General features: G+C 65.9%; 22 protein-coding genes. 10 read left to right on the top strand and 12 right to left on the bottom strand.

The annotated features are described in order from the left end of the window. Window position 1: 1 nt before the first annotated feature. The 3 genes from ACTJI4_RS00890 to ACTJI4_RS00900 all read right to left on the bottom strand — a co-directional run bounded on the left by ACTJI4_RS00890 (window position 2) and on the right by ACTJI4_RS00900 (window position 5408). On the bottom strand, window positions 2-2824 hold the full coding sequence (locus tag ACTJI4_RS00890) for a type I restriction endonuclease (protein WP_440868267.1): 2823 nt from the start codon (window positions 2822-2824) through the stop codon (window positions 2-4). Between the two features lie 212 nt (window positions 2825-3036). After that, entirely contained in the window at window positions 3037-4506 is a 1470-nt protein-coding gene (locus ACTJI4_RS00895) for an N-6 DNA methylase (RefSeq protein ID WP_392922532.1), read from the bottom strand. Beyond that, the gene (locus ACTJI4_RS00900; RefSeq protein WP_440868268.1) at window positions 4506-5408 is read right to left on the bottom strand and encodes a restriction endonuclease subunit S; all 903 of its coding nucleotides are present in this window, start codon (window positions 5406-5408) and stop codon (window positions 4506-4508) included. The genes ACTJI4_RS00895 and ACTJI4_RS00900 overlap by 1 nt, the downstream gene beginning before the upstream one ends. Before the next feature lie 126 nt (window positions 5409-5534). On the opposite strand from ACTJI4_RS00900, the gene ACTJI4_RS00905 reads away from it, so the two are divergent. Further along, a complete protein-coding gene (locus ACTJI4_RS00905; RefSeq protein ID WP_392922538.1) occupies window positions 5535-5678 on the top strand; it encodes a hypothetical protein in 144 nt (47 codons plus the stop codon). Between the two features lie 112 nt (window positions 5679-5790). Here ACTJI4_RS00905 and ACTJI4_RS00910 read toward each other — a convergent pair whose 3' ends face one another. Continuing rightward, complete coding sequence (locus ACTJI4_RS00910; RefSeq protein WP_440868269.1) at window positions 5791-6468, bottom strand: VOC family protein; 678 nt, start codon at window positions 6466-6468, stop codon at window positions 5791-5793. A 236-nt stretch (window positions 6469-6704) separates the two neighbouring features. On the opposite strand from ACTJI4_RS00910, the gene ACTJI4_RS00915 reads away from it, so the two are divergent. From ACTJI4_RS00915 to yidA, 4 genes are all read left to right on the top strand, one after another. Next, entirely contained in the window at window positions 6705-7226 is a 522-nt protein-coding gene (locus ACTJI4_RS00915; protein WP_440868270.1) for a hypothetical protein, read from the top strand. A gap of 15 nt (window positions 7227-7241) precedes the next feature. After that, entirely contained in the window at window positions 7242-7802 is a 561-nt protein-coding gene (locus ACTJI4_RS00920; RefSeq protein ID WP_392922546.1) for a hypothetical protein, read from the top strand. Between the two features lie 172 nt (window positions 7803-7974). Further along, window positions 7975-9705, top strand: coding sequence for a peptidoglycan-binding protein (locus ACTJI4_RS00925; RefSeq protein WP_440868271.1), 1731 nt, complete (start codon window positions 7975-7977; stop codon window positions 9703-9705). A gap of 148 nt (window positions 9706-9853) precedes the next feature. Then, window positions 9854-10702: a sugar-phosphatase gene (gene yidA / locus ACTJI4_RS00930; protein ID WP_440868272.1), complete on the top strand. Its 849-nt coding sequence runs from the start codon at window positions 9854-9856 to the stop codon at window positions 10700-10702. Between the two features lie 125 nt (window positions 10703-10827). Here yidA and ACTJI4_RS00935 read toward each other — a convergent pair whose 3' ends face one another. Next, on the bottom strand, window positions 10828-11538 hold the full coding sequence (locus tag ACTJI4_RS00935; protein ID WP_440868273.1) for a basic secretory protein-like protein: 711 nt from the start codon (window positions 11536-11538) through the stop codon (window positions 10828-10830). A 235-nt stretch (window positions 11539-11773) separates the two neighbouring features. Between ACTJI4_RS00935 and ACTJI4_RS00940 the strand changes: the two genes are divergently transcribed. Then, window positions 11774-14521, top strand: coding sequence for a TonB-dependent receptor plug domain-containing protein (locus tag ACTJI4_RS00940; RefSeq protein WP_392922557.1), 2748 nt, complete (start codon window positions 11774-11776; stop codon window positions 14519-14521). Window positions 14522-14752: 231 nt separating this feature from the next. Here ACTJI4_RS00940 and ACTJI4_RS00945 read toward each other — a convergent pair whose 3' ends face one another. Together ACTJI4_RS00945 and ubiK are read right to left on the bottom strand one after the other, a co-directional pair. After that, window positions 14753-16255 (bottom strand): YifB family Mg chelatase-like AAA ATPase, encoded by a 1503-nt coding sequence (locus ACTJI4_RS00945; RefSeq protein ID WP_440868274.1) that lies wholly within the window; start codon window positions 16253-16255, stop codon window positions 14753-14755. Between the two features lie 11 nt (window positions 16256-16266). Next, the gene (gene ubiK, locus ACTJI4_RS00950; protein WP_068854332.1) at window positions 16267-16536 is read right to left on the bottom strand and encodes a ubiquinone biosynthesis accessory factor UbiK; all 270 of its coding nucleotides are present in this window, start codon (window positions 16534-16536) and stop codon (window positions 16267-16269) included. Window positions 16537-16707: 171 nt separating this feature from the next. On the opposite strand from ubiK, the gene ACTJI4_RS00955 reads away from it, so the two are divergent. Then, window positions 16708-17046, top strand: coding sequence for a P-II family nitrogen regulator (locus ACTJI4_RS00955; RefSeq protein WP_068854331.1), 339 nt, complete (start codon window positions 16708-16710; stop codon window positions 17044-17046). On the opposite strand, the gene ACTJI4_RS00960 is transcribed toward ACTJI4_RS00955, so the two are convergent. Then, window positions 17043-17690, bottom strand: coding sequence for an RIO1 family regulatory kinase/ATPase domain-containing protein (locus ACTJI4_RS00960; protein WP_392922565.1), 648 nt, complete (start codon window positions 17688-17690; stop codon window positions 17043-17045). The genes ACTJI4_RS00955 and ACTJI4_RS00960 overlap by 4 nt on opposite strands. Window positions 17691-18149: 459 nt before the next feature. Between ACTJI4_RS00960 and ACTJI4_RS00965 the strand changes: the two genes are divergently transcribed. Continuing rightward, window positions 18150-19055 (top strand): aspartyl/asparaginyl beta-hydroxylase domain-containing protein, encoded by a 906-nt coding sequence (locus tag ACTJI4_RS00965; RefSeq protein WP_392922568.1) that lies wholly within the window; start codon window positions 18150-18152, stop codon window positions 19053-19055. A gap of 174 nt (window positions 19056-19229) precedes the next feature. On the opposite strand, the gene speE is transcribed toward ACTJI4_RS00965, so the two are convergent. Beyond that, window positions 19230-20084, bottom strand: a complete 855-nt coding sequence (gene speE, locus ACTJI4_RS00970) for a polyamine aminopropyltransferase (RefSeq protein WP_392922571.1) — start codon at window positions 20082-20084, stop codon at window positions 19230-19232. A 151-nt stretch (window positions 20085-20235) separates the two neighbouring features. Here speE and speA point away from each other — a divergent pair, with 151 nt between their 5' ends. Together speA and ACTJI4_RS00980 are read left to right on the top strand one after the other, a co-directional pair. Then, window positions 20236-22125 carry an arginine decarboxylase gene (speA, locus tag ACTJI4_RS00975; protein ID WP_392922574.1) on the top strand — a complete coding sequence of 630 codons (1890 nt, stop codon included), beginning with the start codon at window positions 20236-20238 and terminating at the stop codon, window positions 22123-22125. A gap of 40 nt (window positions 22126-22165) precedes the next feature. After that, window positions 22166-22489, top strand: a complete 324-nt coding sequence (locus tag ACTJI4_RS00980; protein WP_440868275.1) for a DUF6122 family protein — start codon at window positions 22166-22168, stop codon at window positions 22487-22489. A 5-nt stretch (window positions 22490-22494) separates the two neighbouring features. Here ACTJI4_RS00980 and ACTJI4_RS00985 read toward each other — a convergent pair whose 3' ends face one another. The 3 genes from ACTJI4_RS00985 to ACTJI4_RS00995 are packed head-to-tail and all read right to left on the bottom strand — an operon-like array spanning window position 22495 to window position 24778. Beyond that, window positions 22495-23820, bottom strand: a complete 1326-nt coding sequence (locus ACTJI4_RS00985) for an ATP-binding protein (RefSeq protein ID WP_440868276.1) — start codon at window positions 23818-23820, stop codon at window positions 22495-22497. After that, on the bottom strand, window positions 23817-24479 hold the full coding sequence (locus tag ACTJI4_RS00990) for a response regulator transcription factor (RefSeq protein ID WP_282243195.1): 663 nt from the start codon (window positions 24477-24479) through the stop codon (window positions 23817-23819). The genes ACTJI4_RS00985 and ACTJI4_RS00990 overlap by 4 nt, the downstream gene beginning before the upstream one ends. After that, entirely contained in the window at window positions 24479-24778 is a 300-nt protein-coding gene (locus ACTJI4_RS00995) for a PepSY domain-containing protein (RefSeq protein ID WP_440868277.1), read from the bottom strand. Before ACTJI4_RS00995 ends, ACTJI4_RS00990 begins: the two co-directional genes overlap by 1 nt. Between the last annotated feature and the right edge of the window lie 37 nt (window positions 24779-24815).

Here is a 24815-nt window from a genome sequence, read left to right on the forward strand (position 1 = left end):
TTCACGCCGGCGGCCAATGCGGTCCGCACAGGACCACGGCATGCACCACGGCGGCCAACTGTGGATCCTGAAGGTGACCCCGCAGCATCTGCTCAAGCCGGTCCCGAACATAGGTATCGAACTGGTGCGGCGGTTGGCGCTGCGCGTTGGCGACCAGCGCGTCGATCCGGTGGCCGAGCTGCTCATACATTTCCTGGTCCAGGGCGGTGTCGAACAGGCTGGACAGAACCTGCAGGCCGCGCGAGGACGGCTCGTCCGCATCGCTGTCCTGCGTCGATTTTCCCAGCGCGGGCTCCAGCGCGCGCAACGCGGCAAGTCGTTGCGGCGCGGTGCCGAAGTCCGCCAGCACCTGCCGCAACGTGGTTCGGCCGCGTTCACTGGCATCGCGGTCCTGACCCGCTCCATCCACCTGCCGGCGAAGACGGGTGTACAGGTGATTGGCACACTGTTCCGCCGATGGCTTGACCGGCTCAAGGCTGGCCAGCACCGGGTAATCCATCGGCTGCTCGCACACCTGCGGGGCCTGCTCGCGCGCCCAATGCCGGATCCTTCGATCTTCCGCAGTGAAGCGGTCGTCCTCGAGTGCCAGCCGGGTCGCCGCATCGCGCAGGATGGAGAAGCGATGCAGCAGAGTGCGGTAATGCCCACCCAGCAGCGACGGCTTGCCGGTCAACGCCGTCTCGGCCGAGATGGCCAGTTGCAGCCGCTGCCCGAATGCGGTGACCCGCCCGTGCAGCAGGTCGCGCCGGTGCCGGTGCAGGTCGATGTCATCACCAAGGGGACCTATCTCCCAGTACGGCGCAAGGTGGTCGCGGCAGGCGTGGAAATCCTCGTGGGCATCGGCCGGTAGCAGGCTGTGCAGGCGTTGGCGCTGTATCCCCAGTGCGGGATGGTTGTCCTGCACGGGCAACGGCAGCCACTCCGATGGTGCCAGCGCGCGGCTGTCCTCGGCGTGGAAATCCACCTGCATGGCGGTGCGTTTGTCAGGGTGGGGGGCGTTGATCATGCCCACCGCGCGCAGCCGTTCCGGTGCAGTCAGCACGCGGTTCACATACAGCACGGCCCATCTCGCATCCTGGATTGCCGGCAGTTCACCATGCACGATCACCAGCTCAATCTCCGGCGGGATGCGCTCAGACCCGCGGTCTGTGGGCAGGCCCCGGTTGTCGAAGCCTGCTACATGGGTCTTCAACCGCCCATCCACGGCGAGCGCGCGCTGATAGTCCTGCGCCTGGTGGATGGTTTTCACCAGAAGCGCGGCGCGAAGGCGGCGTTCGGCCAGCCGGACAAATTCATGGAAATGCTGGCTGATGGCCGTTGCCACCTGGGCGACGCGCCGGGAAGGCGAATCCCCCTCGGGCTGCGGGCCTGCGTCGCGCCATGCCTGCACAACCAGGCCATCGGCAACGGCGTGCTCGGGTGGGTACTCGAACAGTGTCGCACCAGGCTCCAGGTCAGGCGAGGGTGCGGTGACCGGTGCCGCAACCAGGGTCAGCCACGTGGCCTGCGGCAGGCAACGACGCAGGCGCCGCAGCAGGGCCGGATCGCTGTTCCAGAAGTCAGCATCCACAAGCAGCACGATGTCGTCGTCGGTGGCGGTCGCCGTGGCATCGACAGCGGGCAGTTTGGCCCGGCGCGCCCAACCGCGAAGAATGCGAAGGGGCACCTCGTGCGGCGAGGAGGCCCTGCCGGCCAGGAACTCCGCAAGCTGGTCGGCAGGCAGTGGCCCCGGTCGCTGGCGCCGGTCGTCGGGGGGCGGCGTCAGGCGGGTCAACGGCTGAAGCACGCGAATGGGCCTGAAGGCCGCATCACTCTGCAGGGCCTGCAACAGCCATTGTCGCGTCCGCTGCAGCCCACTACCGGAGGCCAGGCACAGCTGCCCGCCGCCACGGCGACCGCTGGCATCGCGGGTACCCAGTGCGTGCAGGGCACACTGCACCGCAAAGAACTGGTTGGAGCGCACCAGGCAGCGCCGTCCCGGGCGGTCATCGCGCAGGAAGTAGCGTATCAGCTGCAGGAAACGCGGCGGTGAGAGCACGCCGTGCAGCAGTTCGGCGTGCGCGGACCAAGGCGGGTCCAAGGGCACATCGGAGAAGGGACGTGCATCATCACGCAGCCGGGCCTGTACGGCCCGACTCCAGCCGTGCTCCCGCCATTTCACCCACGCATGCGCAGGTGCGCCGACTGCGGCATGGCGCCCGCCACGACGGTCAAGGCTCAGCAGAACCTGCGCATGCTGCACCGGCGGGTTGACCGGCAGGCTGCCCAGGCCGCGCATCAGGTGCTGGATGCCATCCTCCACGGTACCCCACCGCCTGTACGCATCGCGCTCCACGCATGCCAGTACCACCAGGGGAATGCCGTTGACGTAGCCGATCAGCTCACGGATGTTGCTGTCCTGCGCATGCCCGATGGCGGGGGCATCCGCCACATCCCAATGGTTGCGCTGGACATGCGCCCAATCGACCAGGGGAACCTGCACGGCGGTTCGTCGTCCATCGGGCAAGGTCAGCTCGGTTCGGACACCCTGGATCAGCAGCCTGTGCACAACGCGGCTGGAGGCCACCCAATCCAGGCTGTGGCAGCAGGTTTCGGCTTCGGCAATGATGCTGCCGAACGACATGGGCGACAGCGCCACGCGCTCGCCCTCCCACTCGTACCGATAGCGGCGCAACCACGGCAGCAGCCGCTTCTCCAGCAATGCGCTGTGATGGTCGCCGCGCAGGTCGGCTACTGCGCCCTCATCAAGCAGGTTCCAGCCCAGCCGCTGCAGCCAACCCAGTACGGAATCGCGTACCCCGAACCTGCTGTGGGGAGTGTTCATGGATGTCCCCCCGGAAGGAAGGTAGGCATGCACGCGGCGTCGAATTCGTGGCAAATGATGTTCATGACATCAGTGTGGGCGATCGAAGGCCGCCGCCGCTGTGTGCATCATTCCGTTTCATGCGTTCGACGAGCGCAGTGCGCAACGCATTCTCGATCCATATTCCAATCGAGATAGTCTCGGTCAATTGCTGGAGGGTTGAACCGGCTGCTTCAGGTCAGATCCGACAACTCCCGCTCCAGCGCATCCAACTCGGCATTCAACTCCGCCTGGATGGCCGCAAAGCGGGCGGACAACTCGGCACGCTGTACGCGCAGTGTTGCAAGATCGGCGGCATGGCAGCGCGCAGCGGGCTGCACGTAGCGCGCAACGCTCAGGCTGCCACCATTGTCGGCAACCTCTTCAGAACTGGCCAGATAGGTCACGCCGGGCAGGGTTCTGCGTTCGTTGCAGAGTTGGTGGAGGGCGCGCGCAGCCCGCGCACCAAGACGCGGCCCGCGCTTCCCGCGCGGTGCCAGGCCACGCGCATCGACAAACAACACGGCGTCATCCCGCCGCGCCCGGCGCAACACCAGCAGGGCGGTGGCTACCGACGCACCGGCAAACAACCGGTCAGGCAGGCCGATCACCATGTCCACCAGGTTCTCGTCCAGCCAGCACTGGCGGATGCGCGCCTCCTGGCCATCGCGGAACAGCACGCCATGCGGCACCACGATGGCCATGCGTCCCCGCTCCGGGTCAAGCGTGGCCAGCATGTGCTGGATCAGGGCGGTGTGCGCCCACTGCCGGGAGGGCACGCCCTGCAGGAAGCGGAAATGGGGGTCGTGGTTTGCCTGTGATGGCGCCCATTTGAGCGAAAGCGGCGGGCAGGCCAGCGCCACATGGAAGCGCTGCAACTCGCCTTCCTGCAGCAGCGGCTCCTCCAGCGGGTCGCGGGTATACAGCCGCGGGGATTCGGTGCCCTGCAACAACAGGCGCAGCCGTGCCACCGCGCATTGCATGGCATCCGGCTCCTGCCCATGCAGCGGGTAACGGACCGGGCCTGCCGGGGCAAGCGCACTCTGATCGTCGCGCATCCAGGTGGCCGCCGCCCGCAGCACCGCCCCCTGCCCACAGCTGGGATCGTAGACGGCCTCATCAGTGCGGGGGTGGGTGAGCGCGGCCATGAGCCAGCTCAACCCTGCCGGAACCTGCGCAGGGAGCAATGCGTCCACCGCGTCGCCCACGTCCGGACGGGGGAGGCCGCGCTGCTGGCGGAAATCCAACGCCGGCAGTGAAAGCCGCTCCAGCACTTGCAGAAGTGCGGCATCGCGCGCGACCGGATCGTCGGGAAGCGCATCCTCCAGCTTCAACGTCGGGAACAATCCACCGAGCTTGCGCGGGTTGCCCAGGGTGAACACGCGCAACGCGTTCATCACCCTCAGGCCATTGCCTTCCGCGTGGCGCTGGCGGAACAGGGTGTCGAAGCGGGCGTGGAGCGGAACGCAGTAAGGCACGCAGCGCGGCGGCTCTCCCGGTGTGTACGGAATGGCCGGGTTGCCATGACAGGTGGCGTCGCTGGCCACTTTCAGCAACAGCAACGACAGGATCAGGCAGGTATCGGCGTCGCGGCGTCTGCCCCCTTCGAGCGCGTCCCGGGCGTGGACAAGCGCAGCGAGCGTCGCTGGAACATCGTGCGCCATCAGCCTGGCCGCTCCTCCAGGATATGCGCCGCATAACGGGCAAGCTCCTGGTGCCTCGCGGCGATCATCTGCTCGCAGTGGTGTTTCTCAAGCTGCGCTGCCCTGGCGAGAGAAACCATGCGTTGCTGGAGGAGAAGGGGCGGCAACTGCACGCGCAGCTCCTCGATGGACGCCTTGCGAAGGCTCTGCTGGCGCGATCCCGCAGACTGCCGGCGCAGGTGCTCCTGTGCCCGCTCCTGGTTGAGCTGCCACGCAAGGAAGGCGGGCATGACCCGCTCGTGGTCGATCACCCGGATGACATACAGGTGCGGACTGCAGACCGTGTCGGCAGGTGGATTGCATAGCAGCACCGCGAGCGGTTGGGCGCCGCGCGCGGCGAGCAGTACATCGCCCTCCTGTACCCAGTCCGGCGCCTTGCGTGGATGCAATCGGGTGCGCAGAAGATCGGCTGGATCGTGCACGCCGGCGGCGCTGAGATTCTTCAACTGGATCACCCGGACCGGCCCATCCGAGACGGCGGTGATTGCACCCCGGAAGGGATGTCCCTGACGGATGCTTGCGATGTCGGCGAGCTTCGCAGTGCGACGAATGTTGTTCATGTGGTGAACCATGAGCGGGTTGAATTCGCAGGTCAAACGAGCGCTCTGCACCATTCGGGATGGTGCAGTGGGACCCCTGAAAAGTGCTACCTCCACCGAAAACTTCGAGAGACTGAGGTTCTGGTTCACCGCATTTGGGTAGGCAGGATCAATCGGGGAAAATGCGTTGCGCAAACCGCTGCGTTTCAGGCCGCCGCAGCGTCCCACATTCATCCAGCTGACTGCGCGCTCCCCGCCATCGGGCATCAAACCATTCCGTCTTCGCATAAGCGATGATGTGGCGGAGAAGATGCTGATATCCAAGCGGAACGCCGCAGGCACCCTTCGGTGTTGACAATTCCGCGCACAGATTGCCACGTGGTTTTAACGCGCTGCTGCACACGATTGCCTCGACCGCGGCATACCGCACGCGGCATCCGGAGACCCGACATGGCCCAGCAGCGCAATCAGAGTTCCCACAGCCAGCGTGGTGAGCAGCAGGAGCGCGGACGCGACCAGCAGCAACAGCAACAGCAGCACGAACAGCAGCGCAACCAGAACCAGCAGCAGGGCTGGAAAGACGAGGAAGAGTGACGGCTGGCTGTATTGTGGAATCGTAGGGCCCCGCTGCGGCGGGGCCCTTCCGTTGCACGTCAGACAGAATGCTGCACGGTCCGGGTTGCGCCAGCCCTGGGAGGCGATTCGATCAAGCCGCCGCAGGCGCGCGCAGATGCCAGCCCTGCGCGGGGTCGCCAAGCTGCCCTGCAGTCACATTACCCAGCGTCACCGCGATGCCACGCGCGTTGGGCAGCACTCTCTGCTCCGGGAACCAGCGGCGTGTTGCGTCCACTACGATGAGCACGCCTTCGTCGTCCCCCAACGCGGCGAAGTGCGGCACGGGCGGGCTGAGAGGGTCCAGCCCGAACGTGGCTTGCGCGCACGCACTCGATGCGGCCACATCGGCAGTGGGAAGCCCGACCTCGCTCACGCAGGTCAGCTCGCTGCCATGAAACTGACCGACACGGCCGGACGCAGGCAAGCGGCGTCGCCCGATCAGTTCCAGAATGAGACCATCGGGGCCATCGAAGTAGATGGATTCCGACTCCCAGCGTCCGCCAAAGGTAAAGAGCGTCTCGCCTTCGGCAGTCCGCTGCAGTGGGGTGCGCGCCAGCAGCCAGGCGGTTGCGGCCTCGAAGCGGTCAGCCGGCACGTTGAACGCCAGGTGCACCCCGCCGACCGGATCATCACCGGCCGGGCGCAGTTGCAGGGTCGTCCAGCCGATCCGCACCGCATCGTCGCGCACCGGCAGCTGCAGCACCTCGGCGAAGTAGCGCCCCACCCGCGCAACATTGGAAACGGGGAGCTGTAGCGAATGGATACGCATGAACCAGGACACCGATACGGGCGGAGATGTCAAAAGGCTGACATCCCTTGTTGGGAGAATGGAACATTACGCCTTACAATGTGATGAGATTCACAATAAATAGGTGCGCTCCATCACGCATGTCGTTACTGCCCCGGCCTGTGGGCGGGATGTGAACGCCATGGCATTGGCGCGCCGCTATGCTACGCCCCCCGGCGTAGTGTGATACGCGCCACGACACGAATCAGGAGGATCCGTTGTCCCATCTTCGTCCCATGACGCTGCTCGCGTTGTCGTTGAGCATCCTGCTGGCCGCGTGCAAGCCCGATGCTGCCTCGACCCCTCCGGCGGATGCCGCCGCACCCGTTGCCGCTCCGGTCGCCACGCCCACCGCGCCAGCCACGGATCCCACGGCTGCCGATGCATCCGCCGCCTGCGAACTGGCCGATTTCGATGCGTTCCTGTCCGAGTTCGGAAAGAAGATCGCCCTGCAGGAAAAGTCGGTAGCCGACCCGCTGCTGAGCGAACGCTACGACACCGAAGGGCAGGGCGAGCCCACCCTGGTCAGCGAGAAGGTCCCGCTCAGCGAGGTCACCTGGCCGGTCATGCCCAATCCCTCCGGCCTTGCGGCCGTGGGCCGCGAGATGCAGGTCACCAAAGAGGCCGACGGCACCATGAAGGTGCTGATCCGTACGCCCGATACCAGCAACCAGCAGTCGTACTACTTCGCCCAGCGCCCATGCTGGCAGCTGGTGCGCATGGCCGATGAGTCGATCTGATCCAGGGAGCGGGTGATGTCCACACTGCGTTTCGTTCCGACTGCCGCACTGGCGTTGTTGCTGGTTGCGTGCAATGCACCTACCGGGGCCGGCGGTTCCGCCGCCACTCCGGAAACCGCTGCCGCGCCTGCGGTCGCAGCGGCGACTACCCCTTCATCCACACCGCAAGAAGAGAAAGGCATGCACAAGGAATGCCCAGGTGCCACGTTGCACTTGACTGCGTTGCCGGCCAAGGACGGTGACACCACCCGCACCCGTCTGGAGATCGAGAAGGACGGCCAGCGCCGTGCCATCGATACACCGGCGGAGCTGAGTGACTACACCGCTGTAGGACTGGCCTGCGCTGAAGACAACCAGGGCGCTTCGTATTTCGTGGTGCAGTACGGCGAGCTGCCGTTTGGCTGCGCGTTCTGCGAATGGTTCACCCTGTACGACGCCAATGGCAGGCAGCTGACCCACAACACACCGCCCCTGCGCGGCGAAGCCGACGCGCAGTCGCCCAACAACGACGAGTATTCGCAGATGATCGCCAAGCTCGGCATCACCCATCCGGAGGTGGACTACATCGAAGAGTGAGCAGTACATCGACATGACGTTGATGCGCGTTGCCCGGAACATGAATTCTGGTACGTAACGGCCCTGCGCCGATACACAACGCAGCGGTAGGTATCGACCGTTGGTCGATACGCTTCAAAGGAGCAACACCCCTTAAGGAAAGCCCCTTTCTCATAGAATGGATAGCACAGACATGCCAAACGAAATCTACACCAACATGGTGCAGCCGCCTGGCGCGGCATACCGCAGCAGCCAGATCGAATCGTGGAGCCACTACCGCGAGCCGATCGATGAATCCCGCCCGCTGCATGGCCAATCGCGCCGCTGGGGAGATGCGTCCCCCGAAGTACAGTCGCGCGTGATCGACTCGCTGATCGAATCCTCGCGTGAAGCCGGTCTCACCCCGCGCGAAACCGCTTACGTGCTGGCCATTGCCCGCGTCGAATCCGGTTTCAACCCGGACGCTGCCGCCGGCACCACCTCGGCTTCCGGCCTGGGCCAGTTCATCGATCGCACCGGCAGGCACTACGGCCTGAACAACGCCAACCGCTTCGACGTCCACGCGCAGTCCGACGCGCTGGTGGCGCATTTCGTCGACAACCGCAACCTGGCACGCGACCGTGGCCAGGGCGAAGACTACATCTACAAGTACCACCACGACGGCCCGACCAAGGACTACGGCGGCCTCGGCCTGTCGCAGCGCAAGGTCGCGCCGCACCTGGATGAGTACGAACAGTTCGTCAACCAGCGCCTGAGCCAGACCCAGACGCAGGCACCCGCGCAGCAGCATGCCGTCCCAGCCGCCGCCGCCGCCGTGGCCGGCGCTGCCGCGGTTGGCGCCGCCGCCACCCAGGCGCGCTCCTACGAGCACACCATGCAGGTGATGCTGCCGCCGCAGAATGGCGTCAAGCCGCACATTACCGGCCACTTCGGTGAGCACCGTGGCGAGAAGAGCCATGGCGGCAGCGACTTCAACTATGTCGGTGGCCAGACCGGCCGCAACCTGCAGCACCCGACCATCCACGCGCCGATCGCCGGCACCGTGACCTCGGTAGGCGGCAAGTACGGCACGGTCATGATCCAGGACGCGCAGGGCAACTCGCACCAGATCCTGCACATGCAGGACACCCAGGTGAAGGTCGGCCAGCACGTGGAACCGGGCGATCCGATCGGCACCATGGGCGGCCGCGGGCCGCAGGGGCCCAATCAGTACGCCCAGCATGTGCACTACCAGATGAAGGATCCGTCCGGGAAGCTGATCAACCCGGAGGCCTTCTGGAACAAGGGCATCCAGCAGGAGGCCGGTAAGCACGGGCATGCGCACGACCACGACCACGCACCGGCAGGCACGCTGCGCAAGGGCGACCGCAGCGATGAGGTGACCAGGCTCCAGGAAGACCTGAACCGCCTGGGCGTTCGCGATGCCAACGGCAACCGCCTTGCCGAAGACGGCAAGTTCGGCGACAACACCCGCGAAGCGGTACAGGCCTTCCAGAAGCAGCAGGGCCTGAAGGACGACGGCATCGTGGGCCGCGAAACCTTCGGCAAGCTGGCCGCAACGCAGGCGCAGACCGCGGAAACCCGCACCGCCAGCGGCCCGCAGCTGGGTGACAAGGGCCATCCGGACACGCCGCTGCACAACGCCATCCGTGGACAGCTGCCGAGCGTGATTTCCAACGAAGCGGCAGCCAACGTCACCCTGCAGGCCAAGCAGGCCGGCATCGATTCGCCGGAGAAGCTGCAGAGCGTGGCCGTACAGGATGGCAAGGCGTTCGTGATGGGCACCACGCCGGGCTACCGCGCCGCCGTGGACCTGAGCCAGGCGCCGCCGCTGGAGCAGACCAGCGCACAGCTGCTGGGCAACAACGCCAGCCAGCAGCAACAGGTGCAGGAAGAGCAGCAGAAGGTGGCGATGGGGCGCTGAGCCCCACCCTCGATCTGTGCAACCGCGTGTGTGGTATGGAGGCCAGCCGGGGCAACCCGGCTGGCCTTTTCTTTGCCGGGGCGCCACTGGCTTAAACTAGGTTGCGGCTGCATCGCAGCGTTTCTGGCAGTGAACGAGGTTGATCGAGATGGAAATGGGACGCCGCCAGCCGGCCATTGAACTGGTGGCCATTGATATGGATGGCACGCTGCTGGACCCGGCGCACAAGCTCACCCCGCGCGTGAAGCAGGCCATTGCCCGCGCCCGGGCGCAGGGCGTGCGGATCGTATTGACCAGCGGGCGGCCGGTGTCCGGGTTGGCCCCGTTCCTGGAGGAGCTGGATATCAACGGCGCGGACGACTACTGCATCGCCTGCAACGGCGGGCTGGTCACGCGCGTTGCCACCGGTGAGGTGGTGGTGGAGTACCCGCTCAGCTTCGATGATTTCCTGTTCTGCGAGCAGGTGGCGCGCGAGCTGGGCGTGCACTTCCAGGCGCTGGATGGCGAACGGCTGTACACGCCCAACCGCGACATCAGCATCTACACCGTCGCCGATTCCCACCTGTCACGCGTGCCGTTGTCGTATCGCAGCGTGGACGAGATGGACCCGGCCATGTCCTTCATCAAGTTGATGATGGTGGACGAACCACAGATTCTGGACGCTGTGATTCCACGCCTGCCGCTGGCGCTGACCGACCGCTTCGCCGTGCTCAAGAGCGCGGCGTTCTTCCTTGAAGTGTTCGACCACCGCGCCGGCAAAGGCCCAAGCCTGCAGAAGCTGGCCGAACACCTGGGTATCGACCGCACCCAGGTGATGGCCATCGGCGACCAGGAAAACGACCTGACCATGCTCCAGTACGCCGGCACCAGCGTGGCGATGGGCAACGCGGTGGACGTCGTCAAGGCGACGGCACTGCACCAGACCACCACCAATTCCGAAGACGGCGTGGCCGTGGCCATCGAGCAGTTCGTCCTACGTGACGCAACCCACCGGTAGCCATCCGCACGCGCGACGCTGCCGATGGTAGGGTCGGTTCCCAAACGACCGCCCTCAACACCCATCAATGCATTGACGCATGGACCCAGAACGGAGCGACGCTCCTACACGCCGCCCCGCAACAATCAGGCGCCTCCAACGCCGCTACCCTGCTGAGCAACATAAGCCTCCCAAAGCGCCGGCAGATCTTCACCGGTGTGCGCCCTCCACAGCGCCGGCGTATAGCTGCCCTTGCGCAGTGCCGCATCCAGTGCCTTCACCAGGCCCGGGTGTCCGGCCTCGCTCCACTTAAGGAATGCACCGGTAACACGGTAGCCGGTGTCCACCTTGTGCTCCGGCTTGACCTGCGAAGGCAGCGCCCAGCCGCCGGCCGCGTTGTCCACGCCGTAATGGTCGCGCGCATAGTCGGCGATACCCTCCACCAGCCACGACGGTGCCTGCTCGCTGGCATAGCCCGGGTAGCCCTGCACGATATGCATGGCTTCATGGGTCACCAGGTCGGTGTCGTTGGGATGCTTCTCCAGCCAGCGCGGATTGATGGTGATGGTGGCCGACTTCTCCTTCTCACCTACATACGCTACCCCGTCGTACGAAGGGTCCATGACGATGCGCACGCTGGACGGCGCCGCAGGATGGTAGTCGCGGCGTTCGCGCGGATACGTGGCGAAGAAGGTGGCGATGATGCGGTCGCGCACGGCAGCAACCGTTGAACCGCTCTGGTCCTGGTAGGTCAGGGTCACGCCATCGCGCGTCTGTTGGATCTCCGCCGCGTGTGCGGCGGGAAAGGCGAGGGTTGCAGCAACGACAGGGACGATCAGGCAACGGCGCAGACGCATACGCGGCACTCCAGGACGTGATGGGCAACCGCGCTGATCCTGCAACACGGCGCCCGCCAGCCGCAAGTGCCATTTCGTTCGATCTAAGCGCTTGGAATGGTTTCATTTCAAATTATTGACAATTGATTTAGATCGATCTAGAAAAGCTGCACCCCACGCCCAACGGAACCCCCCTGCACCCCAACTCTCCTGCGCCGATGCGGCGCCGGGAGACCTTGTACTGGAGATCTGCAAGATGAAGCGCACGTTGCTGTCGTTGCTGGTGTCATCCGTACTGCTCCACCCCCTGGCCGCACAGGCACAGGCGTCCCCCTCCGACGAAGAAGGCGCCACGCCGGCCACCCGGCAGCTGGATACCGTGAACGTCACCGGCTCGCTGATTCCCCGCGCGCAGATCGAAGGCCCTTCGCCGGTGACCACCATCACTGCCGAAGAAATTGAAGCGCAGGGCTTTACTACGGTATTCGATGCGCTGCGCTCGTTGCCCATGGCCAACGGCTCGGTGCAGGACTCGCAGGGCACCGGCTTCTACACGCCGGGCGCGAAGACCGTCAGTCTGTTCGGGCTCGACCCGAGCTATACGCTCACTCTGCTCAACGGCCGTCCGCTCAACAGCTACCCGCTTGCCTACAACGGCAACACCAGCATCGTGGACATCGCCAACATTCCGCTGGGCATGGTGGAGCGCATCGATGTACTCACCGGCGGGCAGTCCTCGGTGTACGGTTCGTCGGCGGTGGCGGGCGTGATCAACATCGTGCTGAAGGACAAGGTGGAAGGCACCCACTTCCGCTACCGCGCCGGCGGCTACAGCGACGGCGGTGGCTCCAGCCAGCGCTTCATCTTCAGCAGCGGCCATTCCTTCGGCAACCTGGACCTCAGCTACGGCCTGGAGTACACCAAGCAGAAGCCCATCTTCGCCTCCGACCGCAGCTACATTGACAGCGTCAACGACAGCCCGACCGGGCCGCAGGATCCTTCGCGCACCTTCCTGCGCATGCAGATGTCCCCCAACGGCTACATCGACCCCGGCCAGGCCACCTGCGCACCGCTGTCCTACCTGTTCGGTGGCAGCACCACCTACGCCCACCGCAACGCCGCAGGCACCGGCTACTACTGCGGCAGCCCGGACAACGTCGGTACCGCCACGCTTTACAACAAGAGCGAAGACGTCAACGCCACCACGTTCCTGCGCTACCACCTCAGCGAAACCACCGAGCTGTACTCGGACATCCTCTTCAGTTTCGGCCGGCCCACCTATTCCGGGGGCAGCCCCTTCTGGAACAAGACCTTCTACAACCAGACCACCGGCAACTACGAGCAGTGGCAGCGCATCTACGCCCCCGAAGAAGTGGGCATGGACGCGAAGGACCAGCGCGTCTATACCCGTTCGTGGAACATCACGGCCGGCGCCCGCGGCGGGCTGGGCGACACCGGCTTCGACTACGACGTGTACGTGAACCGCTCCAGCACCGACGTCACCCGCAAGTCCACCGACTTCCTGGCCACGGGTGGCATTGATGATTACTACCTTGGTCCGAAGCTGGGCATGGTCAACGGCTACGAAGCCTATGCGCCGAACCTGGGCGCGCTGTACCAGCCGCTCACCCGCGAGCAGTACGACCAGTTCAGCGGCACCAACCGCGCAGCGTCTTCCGCATCCCGCACCGGGGTCACCGCGCTGGTGACCAACACTTCGTTGTTCGGGCTGCCCGCCGGCGACGTCGGCTTTGCGATGATCCTGCAGGGTACCCGCGAGAAATTCTTCAACCAGTCGGCCGACCCCAATGCCGCGGTGCTGTTCCGTGGCCAGACTGCAGGTACCTCGGCCGAAGGCCAGCGCGATCTGTATGCGGTGGGCGCCGAACTGCAGGTGCCGATCTTCGACACGTTCAGCGCCAACCTGTCGGGGCGCTATGACAAGTACTCCCTGCAGGGTGGTGGTGGCAACGGCAAGGCGACCTGGAAGCTCGGCCTGGAATACCGCCCGATCGATTCCCTCCTGCTGCGCGGCAGCTATGCCACCGCGTTCCGCTCGCCGGACATGTTCTACCTGTACTCCCGCGAGAGCAGTGGCTACACCACCAACGTGGACACCTTCCTGTGCCGAAGTGCGGGCTACACCTCGGAGAACTTCGATGAGTGCCCGCAGTCCTCGCTGCAGGTGCTGTCCTCCAGCACCGGAAACCGCGACCTCAAGGACATCACGGCCGAGACCTTCACCTATGGCGTGGTCTGGTCGGCGCTGGACAATGCGCTGAACCTGTCCCTTGACTACAACTCGGTGAAGATCGAGAACGAAGTGTCCATCCTGGGCACCGACAGCATCCTGGCCACCGAGGCCAACTGCCGCCTGGGAACGTCCGAGAACGGTGACGTGGCCTTCGACATCAACTCGCCAACCTGTCGCCAAGTGCTCGCCCAGGTGCAGCGCCACCCGGCCACCGATCCGCTCAACCCCAACGGCGTCTCCAAGGTCTTCTCCTATCCGATCAACCTGGCCAAGCAGCGCCAGACCGGCATCCAGGCGTCGGGCGACTACCGCTGGAACGCCGGGCGGGCAGGTGATTTCGGGGTGACCGCAGGCTACTACCGGCCGCTGAAGCACGAACTGCAGCAGCAGGAAGGCGACCCGGTCTACGACATGCTCTGCTGCGGCTATTCCAATGAGCTGCAGTACCGGGCGACGCTGGGCGTGAACTGGAACATCGGCGCCTTCAGCACCAACGTGTACGGCGTGCGCAACGCGCGCACCTGGAATGCCACCGGCGAGGAACGCAACATCGGCCCGTGGACGACCTGGAACGCCACGCTCAACTACCGCATCAACAAGCTCGCCAGCGTGCTGCTGACCGCCAACAACCTCACCAACGAACGCCCACCGGTGGACAGCACCAACGGCAACTGGCCGTACTACGACCAGGGCGTCTACAACGCCTTCGGCCGTTCGATGTTCGTCGAGCTGTCGCTGGACTTCCAGTAAGCAGGACCGGATCCAACCCTACCGCCAAGGCATCGCGATGGCACACGCCCCGCGCGCCCACCAGCGGTAGGGTTGGTTCCCAGACAACCGCCGATAGCGCCGCAGCGCCCGGTAACGCATGACCCGCAACGGCGCGGAAGCCTCCACCACCTGACCGCAGGCACCCTTCCAATTGATGGCGAGAAAACCCGCCGGTCGCCCCGCCCCGCCCGTCCTGCTGCAGAGCGTGAATCAGCCAGCTCCGCCGCGGTCAACCTGCCGGTACCCGATGGCCTCGGCCAGATGCACGGTGCTGATCTGGTCGCAACCGGCCAGGTCCGCCACTGTGCGGGCCACCCGCAGGATGCGGTGCATCGAGCGGGCCGAGAGCTGCAGCTGTTCCACGGCCGCTTCCAGCAGGTGCTGGTCGTTGTTGTCCAAGCGGCAGTGCGCATCCAGCTCGGAGGGCAGGAGTTGCGCATTGGCCTTTCCGCTTCGCTCAAGCTGGACGTTGCGCGCCGTGACCACGCGGCTGCGTACCGTGGCGCTGTCTTCGCCGCACGGTGCATCGCTGCGCAGCTCACCCGGCTCCAGCCTTGGCACCACCACATGCAGGTCGATACGGTCCAGCAGCGGGCCGGAAATGCGCCCGCGATAGCGCTGGATGGCATCGCCGCTGCAGCGGCAGCGACCGCTGCGGTCGCCGGCCCAACCGCACGGGCACGGATTCATCGCCGCCACCAGCTGGAAGCGCGAAGGGAACGCGTGGGTGCGTGCGGCGCGCGCGACCATGACCGTGCCCGATTCCAGCGGCTCGCGGAGTACCTCGAGGGTGTGTCGGCTCCACTCGGGAAGCTCGTCAAGAAACAGCACGCCGTTGTGGGCCAGCGAGATCTCACCGGGCCGGGGATACGAGCCGCCGCCGACCAGCGACACGGCGCTGGCGGTGTGGTGGGGCGCGCGGTACGGGCGGTGACGCCAGCGGGCCGTGTCGATGCCGGCCCCACTGCACGAGGCGATGGTGGCCGTTTCCAGCGCTTCGGCTTCGCTGGCGTCGGGCAGGATGCCGGGCAGGCGAGAGGCCAGCAGGGTCTTTCCGCAGCCTGGTGTGCCGAGCAAGAGCAGGTGATGACCTCCCGCTGCGGCCACTTCCAGTGCGCGGCGAGCCTGCCGCTGGCCGCGCACATCGCGCAGGTCCGGCACCGCCAGCGGGACCACCGGCGCCGGCACGGCACGTGGCAGCGAGCAGCTCTCCAGCGCGGCGCATACTTCCAGCAAGGTACGGGCTACGCGCACATCCGCATGCTGGGCGAGCGCGGCCTCGGCGCCGTTGGCGCTGGCAACAATCAGCGTCCGGCCCAGCTCCGCTGCCGCGATGGCCGCGGGCAATGCACCGTCCACGCCACGCAGCTCCCCGGTCAGGGCGAGCTCCCCCAGGAATTCATAGTTGGCCAGCAGCTGCCGGTCGATCTGGTCGCTGGCCGCAAGGATGCCCAGCGCAATGGCGAGATCGAAGCGACCGCCCTCCTTGGGCAGGTCGGCCGGGGCCAGGTTGATCAGGATGCGCCGCTGCGGGTACTCGAACTGGGCGCAGACCAGTGCGGCACGTACCCGGTCGCGCGATTCGCGCACTGCCGCTTCAGGCAGGCCGACGATCTGGGTATGCGGCAGACCGCCGGAGAGGAGGACTTCGATCCGTACCGCGGGCGCGTGAACGCCGGCGCGGGCACGGCTGTGCACCAGCGCCAGGCTCATCGGGTTTCCTTTTAGGGGGCCGGGCGCTCGGCCGGCGGTTGGGCGGCGGCTTCCAGTGCGGCCACGGTCTTCTCCAGCGCTTCCAGCTTCTCGCGGGTGCGCAGCAGCACGGCGCGCTGCACGTCGAATTCCTCGCGGGTTACCAGGTCCAGCTTGCCCAGGCCGGCCTGGAGCGCGCTCTTGAAGGTGGCCTGCAGTTCTTCGCGCGACTGGCGCAGCCCCGGGGGGACCATGTCGCTCAGGCGGCGCGCCAGATCATCGAGTTGGTTGAGGTCAATCATGGGGTCTCCGCAGGTGGGGAAATTCTAGGCGTGGCGGGCCGCAACCACCATCAGGCGGGCCAGGCTTCACGGGTAAGGATAATCCGCACCGCAGGGACCGGTGCGATACGGGTGCATCGCGTTCACCGGGGGACAGGCGTTATCCTCTGCCGCGAAGACAGGAGCCAACAGATGAAGATGGTCATGGCGGTGCTCAAGCCGTTCAAGCTCGATGACGTGCGCGAAGCGCTCGCCGAACGGGGTGTCACCGGGATCACGGTGACCGAGGTCAAGGGCTTCGGGCGGCAGAAGGGGCACACCGAGCTGTACCGGGGTGCCGAGTACGTGGTGGATTTCCTGCCGAAGGTGAAGATTGAAGTGGCGGTCACCGACGGCCAGGTCGACGAGGTGGTGGAAGCCATCGTCAAGGCCGCCGGCACCGGCAAGATCGGCGACGGCAAGGTGTTCGTCTACGACCTGGGCAGCGTGGTGCGGATCCGCACCGGCGAACTGGACGCCGACGCGCTTTAACCCTTGAACCACCGGTAGAACCGCTTCCAGGCCACCCGCACGCTGGCCACCCAGCGCGGGTCGGCCACCTGGGCCGCTTCGACTGCGCTGGGGCGGGTGCCGGTCAGGCGCTGGCGCATCTTCAGCAGGTTCTTGCGGTCGCTGCGCCGGAGCTGGCGCGACACGGGATGCACCGGCAGCCAGCGCGGGCTGCGCCACGCCGATGTGAAGTCCACCAGCACCGGTACATTGCCGTTGACCATCACGTTGGTGCCATGCAGGTCGTTGTGGGTGATGCCGGCCGCATGCAGGCGTTCGAGCGCCTGCTGCAGCTGTTCGAACACCTCGATGCCGACCGAATGGGCCGCGCTCAGGGTCTGGCCGGGAATGAACTCCATGCCGAGTGCCAGCCCGCCGATGGTTCCCAGCAGGGCCGGGGCATGCTTCCAACCGGCCAGGCGCTGCAGGATGCGCGCCTCGCGGCGGACCAGCAGGCGCGCGATGGGCGACAGCGGGGTCCCACGGTAGCGGGTGTAGTCCTTGACCACGGCCGGCTGCCCGTTGAGGCAGGTGCGGTAGACATCGGGTTCCAGCAGGCGTTCACCGCGCTTGAGCAGCTCGGCGGGGGCGGTGTCGTCGACACACGAAGCAGTGAGGGTAGTCATGACGTTCTGGGGCGACCCGGCGGTCGGCGCAAAGCGTCAGGCGTACCGGTGCTGCTGAATGGGGGAACAGGAAGATTTCGTTAATTTTAGTACTCGGCAGTACACGAAACCAGCCTCTGTCGGAGAAATGTCGTAATCGGACGTGGAACAGTTTGTCGCGTCAGCGCGGCGTGAAACCCGTCCGGTTCGGATATCTTCTTTTAAATCAATGAATTGAATGGAAGTTACGGCGGGGCCGGAATCGCCGCAGGCGCGCGTTGCACTTCCATGCGCGCCCACCCGTGGGCAGGAATGTCCCGCGCGGCCAGCTTGACCGGGAGCGGGTGGGTGCGGACCATAGCAGTGTTGAACACGGCCTGCGCGGCAGCACCGCACCTGACGGCACGTCTCCGTCGCGCCCGGCTTTCCCCCTCTTTTTTTGGCCCCTGTGGCCGTCCGGCAGCGGCCGGTGGATGCTTGATGATCAAGATTATTGTGGTGGCCCTGTTCGTGGCATGCGTGCTTTACGTGCATTACCGCGGCAGGGTGCGCGCGCGCTGGTCGCGCCAGCTGCTCGACCATTCCAGTTTCATGGCGCCGATCAACGTGGTGATGTACCTGTTCTCCAAGGTACCGACTACACCGTTCCTCGATCCGGGCAAGGATTTTCCCCAGCTGGAACCGTTGCGCGCCAACTGGCAGATGATCCGTGACGAGGCCCTGGCGCTGCGCGATGCGGAGAAGATTGCTGCCTCCAGCTCGTACAACGACGCCGGCTTCAATTCGTTCTTCCGCCGTGGCTGGAAGCGCTTCTATCTGAAGTGGTATGGCCCTTCGCATCCGTCGGCGAAGTCGCTGTGCCCAAAGACCACCGCGCTGCTGGAGTCGATTCCGGACGTACGCGCGGCCATGTTCGCCCAGCTGCCGCCGGGCAGCGAGCTGCGCCCGCACCGCGACCCGTTCGCCGGTTCGCTGCGCCTGCACCTGGGCCTGGCCACGCCGAACGATGACCGCTGCTACATCGAAGTGGACGGCATCCGCAAAAGCTGGCGCGACGGCGAGTGGATGATGTTCGACGAAACCTACATCCACCACGCGCACAACGAGACCGATGCGGACCGGGTGATCCTGTTCTGCGACATCGCTCGCCCGCTGCACTTTGGCCTGCCGGGGCTGTTCAACCGTGCGGTGGCGGCGACGCTGCTGGCCGGTGGCGCTTCGCCGAACCTGCCCGGTGATCCGACCGGTGGGGTGAACAAGGCCTTCGGCGGCCTGTACAAGGTGCGCCTGAAGGCCAAGGCGCTGCGCGCGCGCAGCGCGTTTGCCTACCACGCGATCAAGTGGGGGCTGGTGCTGCTGGTGATCGCGGGCATCTGGGCTCTTTGAGACCCGTATCGACCCACGGTCGATACCTGCCGGAATGAAAAACCCGCGCTGTCGCCAGCGCGGGTTTCTTTTTTGGGCGTGTGACGACCAACGGTCGTCACCTACCCGGTAGGTACCGACCAACGGTCGTCACATGCCCGGTAGGTACCGACCGTTGGTCGGTACGCGGTTCCATCAACCCTTCAGGGCTGCCGCCACGAACGGCGGGGTGACCAGCACGCCGGTGTGCAGCGCGGCGGTGTAGTACAGCGTGTCGAACGCCTTGGAGGCCGCATCGGCCTGGCGGAAGTCGAAGCTGCTCTGGCCCTTGCGCGCCAGGGTCACGCTCCACCAGCCGGTGGGGTAGCACGGCTGCGGGAACGGCAGGGTCTTGAACGACTGGAAGCCGGCCTTGCCCATTTCGGTACGCATTTCGTTGATCAGGTCCAGCTGCATCAGCGGCGATTCGGACTGCTGCACCAGGATGCCGTCTTCCTTCAGCGCCTTGAAGCAGCTCTCGTAGAAGGCCTTGTTGAACAGGCCCTCACCCGGACCGACCGGGTCGGTGGAATCAACGATCACTACGTCCACGCTGCCGGCCGGGCAGTTGGCCATGTAGGCCACGCCGTCATCGAACATCAGCTCGGCACGCGGGTCGTGGTTGGAATCGCACAGCTCCGGGAAGTGCTTCTCGGCCATGCGGGTGACCTGCTCGTCGATGTCGCACTGGGTCACGCTCTCCACGCCCGGGTGCTTGAGCACCTCGCGCAGGGTGCCGCAGTCGCCGCCGCCGATGATCACCACGCGCTTGGGGGCGGCGTGGGTGAACAGCACAGGGTGGCTGATCATTTCGTGATAGAAGAAGTTGTCCTTGCTGGTCAACATGATGGCGCCATCGATGGTCATCAGGTTGCCCCAGTCGGTGGTGGCGAAGATCTCGATCTTCTGGAACGGCGACTGCACTTCGTCCAGCTTGCCCTTCAGGCGGTAGCCGATGGCCGAGCCGGTGCGCTCGAAGTGCTCGATGTACCAGTTGTTGTTGTCAGTCATGGGATGACGGTCCTGTTGGGAAGGGGGGATTAAGCCGGGCAAGCCTGTTCAGGTTCCAGCCTGGGCACGGGCGCGGGCGCGCATGATAACGGAGCTGTCGCCATATAGGCGTTATCATGCACCCCCTTTTTTACCAACCAGGCCGACTGCAATGACCGATTGGTCCCTCGACCAAGCCCGCAAGACCTACTCGATTCCGCATTGGGCGGATGGCTACTTCGACGTGGATCAGGCAGGACACATGGTGGTGAGACCGACTGGCCAGGACGGCCCGGTGGTGTCCCTGCCCAAGGTGGTGGACGCTGCGCGCGCCGCCGGGGCCAAGCTGCCGCTGCTGGTGCGCTTCCCGGACATCCTGGGCCAGCGCCTGGGCAAGCTGCAGGCCGCCTTCGGGCAGGCCCAGGCCGACTGGGACTACGCAGGTGGCTATACGGCGGTGTACCCGATCAAGGTCAACCAGCACCGTGGCGTGGCCGGCACCCTGGCCAGCCACCACGGCGAAGGCTTCGGGCTGGAAGCAGGCAGCAAGCCGGAGCTGATGGCGGTGCTGGCGCTGTCGCGCCCGGGCGGCCTGATCGTCTGCAACGGCTACAAGGATCGCGAGTACATCCGTCTGGCCCTGATCGGCCGCAAGCTGGGCCTGCAGACCTTCATCGTCATTGAAAAGCCCTCCGAGCTGAAGCTGGTGCTGGAGGAAGCCAAGGCGCTGGACGTGAAGCCGGGCCTGGGCGTGCGCATGCGCCTGGCTTCGCTGGGCGCGGGCAAGTGGCAGAACAGCGGCGGCGACAAGGCCAAGTTCGGGCTGTCCCCGCGCCAGCTGCTGGACCTGTGGAAGTCGCTGCGCGACACCGAATACGCCGACTGCCTGAGCCTGCTGCACTTCCACATGGGCTCGCAGATCTCCAACGTGCGCGACATCGCCAACGGCATGCGCGAAGCCACCCGCTACTTCGTGGAGCTGTCGCGCCTGGGCGCGAAGATCACCCACGTGGACGTGGGCGGCGGGCTGGGCGTGGATTACGAAGGCACCCGTTCGCGCAGCTTCTGCTCGATCAATTACGGGCTGGATTCGTACGCTGGCAACATCGTGCAGCCGCTGGCAAATGCCTGCGAGGAACACGGCCTGACCCCGCCGCGCATCGTCACCGAGTGCGGCCGCGCGATGACCGCGCACCACGCGGTGCTGATCGCCAACGTGTCCGAAGTCGAAGAAGCGCAGGAAGGCCGCGTGCCCGACCAGCACGACGACGAGCCGGCCGCGATCCGTCACCTGCGCGAGATCCATGACGACCTGGACCAGCGCCCGGCTGTGGAGCTGTTCCAGGAAGCACAGCACTTCCACGCCGAGGGCCTGACCAGCTATGCGCTGGGCCAGATCGACCTGCCGCAGCGGGCGCGCATTGATGACCTGTTCTACGCCATCGCCCACGCCGTGCGTGCACGCCTGAGCTATGACGAGAAAAGCCACCGCCCCGCACTGGATGAGTTGAACGAACGCCTGGTGGACAAGTACTTCGTCAACTTCAGCGTGTTCGAGTCGATCCCCGATGCCTGGGCGATCGACCAGGTGTTCCCGATCGTGCCGATCGAGCGTCTGGACGAGCAGCCGCAGCGGCGCGGCATCATCGCCGACATGACCTGCGATTCGGACGGCATGGTCAAGACCTATGTCGAGAACGAGAGCCTGGATACCTCGCTGCCGCTGCATGCGGTGCGGCCGGGCGAAAGCTACCGCATCGGGTTCTTCATGGTCGGTGCCTACCAGGAAATCCTGGGCGACATCCACAATCTGTTCGGCGATACCGACGCGGTGGAAGTACGGGCCGATGCCGATGGTTACGCGATCACCCAACAGCGTCGCGGCGACACCACCGACGTGATGCTGGACTACGTGGGTTACAGCCTGGCGGACCTGCGCGCCAGCTATGCCGAGCGGGTGGCGGCGGCCAGGCTGTCGCCGGAACGCGCGCAGGAGCTGTCCGAGGCGCTGGAAGCGGGCCTGACCGGTTACACCTATCTGTCCGACGAGCCGCTGATCTGATCGGCGGGGTTGCCATCGCGACGTGCGGCGCGGCTGCCTGATGAGCAGTCGCGCCATTTTCCATCTGTTCCTGCACGCGGCCGTGCCGGCATTGCTGGCGTGGATGTTCTGGCGCAAGCGGTTCCTGTCGGCCTGGGCGCTGCTGCTGCTGGGTTGGATCATCGACCTGGATCACCTGCTGGCCGATCCGATCTATGCACCGAACCGCTGCAGCATCGGCTTCCATCCGCTGCATACCGCCCCGGCCATCGCAATCTATGCGGGCTTGTGCGTACCGAAGAAGACGCGGTTGTTCGGGATCGGCTTGATGGTGCATATCGTGCTGGATGCCATCGACTGTTGGTGGATGCACTCAACCCGGTAGCGCCGTCAACCCGCTGGCAACGTCAACATCGCCTGCAACCCCGGCGTGCCATTGCGCAGCACCAGGCTGCCGCCGTAGCTCTCGGCAATATCGGCCACGATCGCCAAGCCCAACCCGCTTCCCGCGGTGCGTTCGTCCAACCTTACGCCACGCCCCAGCACGCGTTCGAGATCGTCTTCCGGCAGCCCCTTGCCGTCGTCGTTGACGTCGATTGTGAGGCTGCTTCCACTCCGCGCAACCGTTACCTCCACCCGCTGCGCAGCCCACTTGCCCGCGTTGTCGAGCAGGTTGCCCAGCATCTCTTCCAGGTCCTCACGGGCGCCGGCAAACACACCAACCGCCTCCGCGTCGCAGGCGAACACCACCTCGCGCTCGCCATGCACGCGCTGCATCAGCGAACACAGCGCCGCGATGACCGGCGCCACCGGCGTGCGCTGCTGGTGATCGGCGGCGACACCCACGGCGAGATAGCGGTCGATGCTGGTCTGCATCCGTGCGGTTTCGCCGCGCAGCGTGCTGCGCCAGTCCGCGCCGTCGCCCGCCGCCTCCGTGGTCAGTACCGTGAGGGGTGTCTTCAACGCATGCGCCAGGTCTTCAGCACTGCGCCGCGCACGCAGCACCATGCGCCCGTGATGGTCCAGCAGCGCGTTGAGCTCGCCGGCCAACGGCGCCACTTCCTTCACCAGGCCCTGCTGCGGAAAGCGCACGTTCTCGCCGTTGCGTACCTGCTCGGCGATGCGCCCCAGTTCCGCGAGCGGGCGCAGCCCGTAGTGCACCTGGGTGACCAGCACCGCGAACCACAGCGCGATCAGGACGATCAGCGCCAGCGCGGTGCGTTGGCGGAAGGCCGTCACCTGCGCATCCAGCTGGCTGCGGTCGGTGGCCACCACCACCTGCAATGGGGTGGTCGCGCGGGGCAGGGTGACCTGCTGGGCCAGCGCACGCAGTGGCTGCTGCAGAGGACCGGTCGTGTCGAATGCCTGGGCGGGCCCGGTGCGCAGCGTGGCCGGTACCGGGAGCGTTTCATCCCACAGCGAGCGCGATTGCCCAAGCGCGTGGCCCTGCGCGTCCTGTAGCTGCCAGTACGCGCCGGAGAACACCCGTCGATAGTGTTCGTCGCCCAGCTCGCCGCGCACCTGCACGCCACCGTGCGCATCGGTTTCCACCAGGGCCAGCACCGCGATCAGGTCGTTGCCCAGCTGCTGGTCCATCGCGGTCCGCGCCGACCGCTCGTACATGGCGCCCAGCCACCACGTGGCCAGTGCCGAAACCAGCACCATGCCCACGCCACCGGCCAGCAGCAGGCGGCTGCGCAGCGAGCGGGTGTTCATGGCTGCGCCGACAGCCGGAAGCCCTGGCCGCGATGGGTATGGATGAGCGTGCTGCCGAGCTTCCGGCGGATCCGCCCGATCAGCACATCGAGCGTATTGGAATCGGGATCGAAACCGGCGTCGTACACATGCTCGCCCAGCCGCGAGCGGCTGATCACCACATCGGGGTGGTGCATGAAGTAGCTCAGGATGCGGTGTTCCTGCGGGCTCAGTGGCAGCAGCACGCCATCGAGCTCGAAGCGACCGGCGTTGACGTCCAGACGCAGCGGTCCGCATTGCAGGCGCGGGCTGGCATGGCCGGCGCTGCGGCGGATCAACGCGCGCAACCGCAGCAGCAGTTCCTCGGGCTGGAACGGTTTGGTCAGGAAGTCATCGGCGCCCGCGTCGAAGCCGGCCAGCTTGTCGTGCCAGCGCGTGCGCGCGGTCAGCACCAGCACCGGGAAGTCGCGCCCGGCCTCGCGCCAGCGTTCGATGACGCTCAGGCCATCCAGGCCCGGCAGGCCCAGGTCTACGATCGCCGCGGCGATGTCCTCCACCTGGCCCTGGTACTCGGCGTCGCGGCCCTCGCTGCTGTGGATCACCACGTAGCCGGCGTCCTCCAGCAGCAGCTGCAGCTGGCTGGCGAGCAGGGCATCGTCCTCGGCAAGCAGGAGTCGCATCAGTCCTCTTCCATCTTGAGCAGGCGGCCGCTGGTCGCATCATAGTCCAGCTCCATCACCACGCCATTGGCACCGAGGATCTCGATCTCGTACCTGCCATCATCCAGCTCCACCTCAAGCAGCTGCCCGGGGTAGCGGCGCAGGGCGTCCTGGACCACGGACTTCAGCGGCACGTAACGACCCTGCTCGACCGCCTGGCGCACCGCCTGCTGCTGGTGCGCGCCGCCATCGAGGACCCGCATGGGGTCCTGCGCGGCGGCGGTCAACAGCAGGGGCAGGAGCAGCGACAGGGCGGTCATGGCATTGGGGCAGGGAAGGGCTGGATACGGTATACGC

The sequence above is a fragment of the Stenotrophomonas sp. 22385 genome, from assembly GCF_052045085.1.
Taxonomy (GTDB): domain Bacteria; phylum Pseudomonadota; class Gammaproteobacteria; order Xanthomonadales; family Xanthomonadaceae; genus Stenotrophomonas.

Excerpts from the sequence above, each read along its gene's own strand:
- ACTJI4_RS00890 (WP_440868267.1), bottom strand. The coding sequence starts at position 2,824 with ATGAACACTCCCCACAGCAGGTTCGGGGTACGCGATTCCGTACTGGGT.
- ACTJI4_RS00895 (WP_392922532.1), bottom strand. The coding sequence starts at position 4,506 with ATGGCGCACGATGTTCCAGCGACGCTCGCTGCGCTTGTCCACGCCCGG.
- ACTJI4_RS00905 (WP_392922538.1), top strand. The coding sequence starts at position 5,535 with ATGGCCCAGCAGCGCAATCAGAGTTCCCACAGCCAGCGTGGTGAGCAG.
- ACTJI4_RS00910 (WP_440868269.1), bottom strand. The coding sequence starts at position 6,468 with ATGCGTATCCATTCGCTACAGCTCCCCGTTTCCAATGTTGCGCGGGTG.
- ACTJI4_RS00920 (WP_392922546.1), top strand. The coding sequence starts at position 7,242 with ATGTCCACACTGCGTTTCGTTCCGACTGCCGCACTGGCGTTGTTGCTG.
- ACTJI4_RS00925 (WP_440868271.1), top strand. The coding sequence starts at position 7,975 with ATGCCAAACGAAATCTACACCAACATGGTGCAGCCGCCTGGCGCGGCA.
- yidA (WP_440868272.1), top strand. The coding sequence starts at position 9,854 with ATGGAAATGGGACGCCGCCAGCCGGCCATTGAACTGGTGGCCATTGAT.
- ACTJI4_RS00935 (WP_440868273.1), bottom strand. The coding sequence starts at position 11,538 with ATGCGTCTGCGCCGTTGCCTGATCGTCCCTGTCGTTGCTGCAACCCTC.
- ACTJI4_RS00940 (WP_392922557.1), top strand. The coding sequence starts at position 11,774 with ATGAAGCGCACGTTGCTGTCGTTGCTGGTGTCATCCGTACTGCTCCAC.
- ACTJI4_RS00945 (WP_440868274.1), bottom strand. The coding sequence starts at position 16,255 with ATGAGCCTGGCGCTGGTGCACAGCCGTGCCCGCGCCGGCGTTCACGCG.
- ubiK (WP_068854332.1), bottom strand. The coding sequence starts at position 16,536 with ATGATTGACCTCAACCAACTCGATGATCTGGCGCGCCGCCTGAGCGAC.
- ACTJI4_RS00955 (WP_068854331.1), top strand. The coding sequence starts at position 16,708 with ATGAAGATGGTCATGGCGGTGCTCAAGCCGTTCAAGCTCGATGACGTG.
- ACTJI4_RS00960 (WP_392922565.1), bottom strand. The coding sequence starts at position 17,690 with ATGACTACCCTCACTGCTTCGTGTGTCGACGACACCGCCCCCGCCGAG.
- ACTJI4_RS00965 (WP_392922568.1), top strand. The coding sequence starts at position 18,150 with ATGATCAAGATTATTGTGGTGGCCCTGTTCGTGGCATGCGTGCTTTAC.
- speE (WP_392922571.1), bottom strand. The coding sequence starts at position 20,084 with ATGACTGACAACAACAACTGGTACATCGAGCACTTCGAGCGCACCGGC.
- speA (WP_392922574.1), top strand. The coding sequence starts at position 20,236 with ATGACCGATTGGTCCCTCGACCAAGCCCGCAAGACCTACTCGATTCCG.
- ACTJI4_RS00980 (WP_440868275.1), top strand. The coding sequence starts at position 22,166 with ATGAGCAGTCGCGCCATTTTCCATCTGTTCCTGCACGCGGCCGTGCCG.
- ACTJI4_RS00985 (WP_440868276.1), bottom strand. The coding sequence starts at position 23,820 with ATGAACACCCGCTCGCTGCGCAGCCGCCTGCTGCTGGCCGGTGGCGTG.
- ACTJI4_RS00990 (WP_282243195.1), bottom strand. The coding sequence starts at position 24,479 with ATGCGACTCCTGCTTGCCGAGGACGATGCCCTGCTCGCCAGCCAGCTG.
- ACTJI4_RS00995 (WP_440868277.1), bottom strand. The coding sequence starts at position 24,778 with ATGACCGCCCTGTCGCTGCTCCTGCCCCTGCTGTTGACCGCCGCCGCG.